General features: G+C 71.6%; 5 protein-coding genes. 3 read left to right on the top strand and 2 right to left on the bottom strand.

What is annotated here, in order from left to right:
• Positions 1-902, bottom strand: a 902-nt coding sequence (locus tag VFM98_RS20730) for an FAD-dependent monooxygenase (RefSeq protein ID WP_325111789.1), incomplete at its 3' end; no start/stop codon positions are given.
• Between the two features lie 97 nt (positions 903-999).
• Between VFM98_RS20730 and VFM98_RS20725 the strand changes: the two genes are divergently transcribed.
• Positions 1,000-1,899, top strand: a complete 900-nt coding sequence (locus tag VFM98_RS20725) for a LysR family transcriptional regulator (protein ID WP_325111788.1) — start codon at positions 1,000-1,002, stop codon at positions 1,897-1,899.
• Positions 1,900-1,903: 4 nt separating this feature from the next.
• Here the strand turns inward: VFM98_RS20725 and VFM98_RS20720 are convergent, their stop codons facing one another.
• Positions 1,904-2,203, bottom strand: a complete 300-nt coding sequence (locus VFM98_RS20720) for a cupin domain-containing protein (protein ID WP_325111787.1) — start codon at positions 2,201-2,203, stop codon at positions 1,904-1,906.
• Between the two features lie 16 nt (positions 2,204-2,219).
• Here VFM98_RS20720 and radA point away from each other — a divergent pair, with 16 nt between their 5' ends.
• Positions 2,220-3,596 (top strand): DNA repair protein RadA, encoded by a 1,377-nt coding sequence (gene radA, locus VFM98_RS20715; RefSeq protein ID WP_325111786.1) that lies wholly within the window; start codon positions 2,220-2,222, stop codon positions 3,594-3,596.
• A partial coding sequence (locus VFM98_RS20710) for a metallophosphoesterase family protein (RefSeq protein WP_325111785.1) occupies positions 3,593-4,156 on the top strand: 564 nt, incomplete at its 3' end. The genes radA and VFM98_RS20710, both read left to right, overlap by 4 nt.

The raw sequence follows: 4,156 nt of genomic DNA, 5'->3' as shown, positions 1-4,156 counted from the left end.
AAGCGGTCGGCCACCAGCCGGCGGCCGACCCAGTCTTCCTTGCTGATGATCTCGTAGCGGAAGTCGGGGCCGACGCCGAGGATGGTGCGGATCGCCCAGTCGCGGTCCACCGCGTCGAAGTCCGTCTCCTCGGGCTTCAGGTAGTTGTGCAGCAGGAAGGTCTCGCGGCCGTCGATCGCATAGACGTTGCCGCAGCGGCGCGGGTTGAGCGAGAAGGTGGCCCAGGCCGGCGGGTTCTTCGCGCGCTGCAGCAGGTCCGGCGCGCGGAAGAAGGTGGACTGCACGCGGCCCACCACGTCCACGCCGGAGAGCCTGGCGCCGATCTTCTTGCGCACGTTCGAGCGGCCGCCGTCGCAGCCGACCAGGTACTCGCAGCGGATCTGCAGCGGCTCGCCGGTGTCGAGGTTCACCGCGCTGGCGCGCACGCCGTCGATGTCCTGCGTGAAGTCGTCGACGCGGGTGCGGTTGACGATGCGCACGCCGCGGGTGGCCTCGGCATGCGCGAACAGCACCGGCTCCAGGTAGATCTGGTTGATGCGGTGCGGCGGCTCCGGCGTGGGCCACCAGGTGTCGGGCCCGTACAGGGACGTGTAGCGGTCCTTGCGCGCGGGGATCGGGATGCGCGAGAGCTCCTCGCCGGTGAAGGTGGTGCGGTAGGCGACGTCGTTCGGGTAGTCCGCGGGCAACCCGGCGTCGCGCAGGGCCTGCGCCACGCCCAGGCGGCGGAACACCTCCATGGAGCGCGCCGACACGTGGTTGCACTTCACGGGCGGCGGCTCGCCGCGCTCGCGGATCTCCGCCACCAGCACGTCCACGCCGCGCTGGGCGAGGTCCATCGCCAGGGTCAGCCCGACCGGCCCGGCGCCCACGACGAGCACCTGGGCTTGCAGCGTCTGCGTCATCCCAACTCCATCCAGTGTTCGAAAACCTTGATTAAAGGCAAGGAGCGGCTGCGGCGACAATGAATCTTTCATGGCGATTCATAAAAGACCCTTATCCGTGCGCGCGCTGCCTTCGGTGCGGCAGCTGCGCGCCTTCGTGGCCGTGTACCACGCGGGGCAGGTCTCGGCCGCGGCGGAGCAACTCGCGCTCACGCAGCCGGCCGTGACGGTGCTGCTGCGCGAGCTGGAGGACAAGCTGGGCGTGAAGCTGTTCGACCGCAGCACGCGCACGCTGCGCCGCACCGAAGCCGCCAACGAGGCCATCGCCTACGCCGAGCGGGCGCTGGCGGAGCTGGAGGGGCTGGTCGCCGGGATGGCGGAAGTGGCGGGGGCGCGCCGCGGCCGGGTGCGCATCGCCGCCACCTCCAGCGTGGCGCAGATCCTGCTGCCGCCGGCGATGCGCGACTTCCGCGCCGTCCATCCCGAGGTGAAGGTGGAACTGGAGGACGTCGCCCCCGGCGAGTTCGTCGAGACGCTGCTGGCGGGGCGGGTGGATTTCGGCATCGGTACGCTGGAGGCGTCGGTGCCGGGCCTGCGCGAGCAGGTCTTCCTGCACGACGCGTTGGCGGCGATGGGGCAGCCGGGGCGGGATTTCGCGGCGGGCCGGCCGCTCACGTGGAAGCAGCTCGCCGCTTTTCCGGTGATCACCGTCAAGGCCGGCTACGGCGTGCGCCGCAGCATCGACGCGGCCTGCGAGAGCGCCGGCGTGGCGCTGCGGGTGGAGCACGAGGTGGCGCTGCTCACCACCGCGGTGGCGCTGGCGGCCAGCGGCCTGGGCATCGCCGTCGTCCCGGCCTCGCTGCTGACGCGCGACGTGGCGGCCACCGGCCTGGTCGCGCGCCGGCTCACCCGCCCGGTGGTGGAGCGGCGCGTGGCGGTGATCCGCAAGGCGGAACGATCGCTCTCGCCGGCGGCGCAGGCGTTTGCGGATCTGCTGCTGGAAGGGCGTGAAACGTAGGCCGCTACTCGCTGCGCGCCACCCAATACGTCGCCCCCTGCGGCCCGTACTTCTCGACATGCGGCGTGCCGCGGAGCACCTCGAAGCGGTCGCCCGGCTTCAGGTGCTGGGTGGTGCCGTTCTGGGTGAGCCACATCTCGCCCTGGATCACGAGGGCGCGGGCGGTGAATTCGTGGGTGTGCTCCGGGATCAGCGTTTCCGGCTCGTAGGAGCGGGCGAGCACCTCGGTGCAACCACGGGCGCGCTCGGCGGCTTCGAATTCGGAGAAGGGTTGGGGGGCGGGCACGAGGTCGATGGTACTCACCTCTACACTCCGGTCAATGGCAAAGGAGAAGACGCTCTACGCGTGCACCGAGTGCGGAGGCAGCTCGCCCAAGTGGCAGGGCAAGTGTCCGCATTGCGGATCGTGGAATACCCTGATCGAAGGCGTGGCCGAGGCGGGCGGTGGCGGCCGCAACCGCTTCGCGTCGCTCGCACCCGCCTCCGAAGTGGCGGTGCTGGCGGACATCGAGGCGGCCGAAGTGGCGCGCACGCCCACCGGCATCGGCGAACTCGACCGGGTGCTGGGCGGCGGCATCGTCGAAGGCGGCGTGGTCCTGATCGGCGGCGACCCGGGCATCGGCAAGTCCACCCTGCTGCTGCAGGCGCTCGACGGCCTGCAGCGCACGGGCGTGCCCACCCTGTACGTCACCGGCGAGGAAAGCGGCGCCCAGGTGGCGCTGCGCTCGCGCCGCCTGGGGCTGGAGCAGTCGCAGGTGAAGGTGCTGGCCGAGATCCAGCTGGAAAAGATCCAGGCCACCATCGCGGCGCAGCAGCCCGCGGTGGCGGTGATCGACTCGATCCAGACCGTGTACTCGGACCAGCTCACCTCCGCCCCCGGCTCGGTGGCGCAGGTGCGCGAATGCGCGGCGCACCTCACGCGGGCGGCCAAGTCCGGCGGCACCACGGTGGTGCTGGTGGGCCACGTCACCAAGGAAGGGGCGCTCGCCGGCCCGCGCGTGCTCGAGCACATGGTGGACACGGTGCTCTATTTCGAGGGCGACACCCATTCGAGCTTCCGGCTGGTGCGCGCGATCAAGAACCGCTTCGGCGCCGTCAACGAGATCGGCGTCTTCGCGATGACGGAAAAGGGCCTCAAGGGCGTCGCCAATCCGAGCGCGATCTTCCTGTCGCAACACAGCGAGCCGGTGCCGGGCAGCTGCGTGCTGGTGACGCTGGAAGGCACACGGCCGATGCTGGTGGAGATCCAGGCCCTGGTGGACAGCGGCGGCCCCAGCCCGCGGCGGCTGTCGGTGGGCCTGGAGCGCGACCGCCTCGCCATGCTGCTGGCGGTGCTGCACCGCCATGCCGGCGTGGCCTGCATGGACCAGGACGTGTTCGTCAACGCGGTGGGCGGCGTGCGCATCAGCGAGCCGGCCGCGGACCTGGCGGCGATGCTGGCGATCACTTCCTCGCTGCGCGGCCGGGCGCTGCCCAAGGGCTTCATCGCCTTCGGCGAGGTGGGGCTGGCGGGCGAGGTGCGGCCGGCGCCACGCGGCCAGGAGCGGCTGCGCGAGGCGGCCAAGCTCGGTTTTTCCATCGCCGTCGTGCCCAAGGCCAACGCGCCCAGGGGCAAGGCGCGCGAATTCGAAGGGCTCACGATCCATCCGGTGGAGCGCATCGAGGAGGCGCTCGAAGTGGTGCGGGGGCTGGCTTGAAGATCGCGGTGCTGTCGGACATCCACGGCAACCTGCCGGCGCTGAAGGCGGTGCTGGACGAAGTGGAGAGCGAAGGCGTCGACGCGGTGGCGAACCTGGGCGACCTCCTGAGCGGCCCGCTGATGCCGGCCGAGACGGCGGACCTGCTGATGGAGCGCGACTTCGCCACCATCGCCGGCAACCAGGACCGCAGGCTGCTCGCCGAGTGGCAGCGGCCCGCCGGTGAGCGCGACCTGGCCGCCAGCGACGGCTACGCCGCCAGCCAGATCGGCGAGCGCCATGCCCGCTGGCTGCAGTCGCTGCCGGCCACGCTCTGGCTCGGCGACGAGGTGCTGCTGGTGCACGGCACGCCGGCCAGCGACCTGAAGTACCTGCTGGAGACGGTGACGCCCGACTACGGCCTGCACGGCTCGATCGGCCTGCGCGCCGCCAGCCCGGAGGAGATCGCCTCGCGCCTCGCGGCCGGCGAGGAGGATTGCCGCCGCGCCAGCCTGGTCCTGTGCGGCCACAGCCACGTGCCGCGCGCGGCGCTGGTGGGCGGCACGCTGGTGCTCAACCCC

Origin of the sequence: Ramlibacter sp., from assembly GCF_035706265.1 — a bacterium.
In the GTDB taxonomy this organism is placed as follows: Bacteria; Pseudomonadota; Gammaproteobacteria; order Burkholderiales; family Burkholderiaceae_C; genus Ramlibacter.
This window is presented reverse-complemented; position numbering and strand designations above follow the sequence as displayed.

Coding starts and splice junctions, on each gene's coding strand:
- radA (WP_325111786.1), top strand. CDS start 2,220: ATGGCAAAGGAGAAGACGCTCTACGCGTGCACCGAGTGCGGAGGCAGC.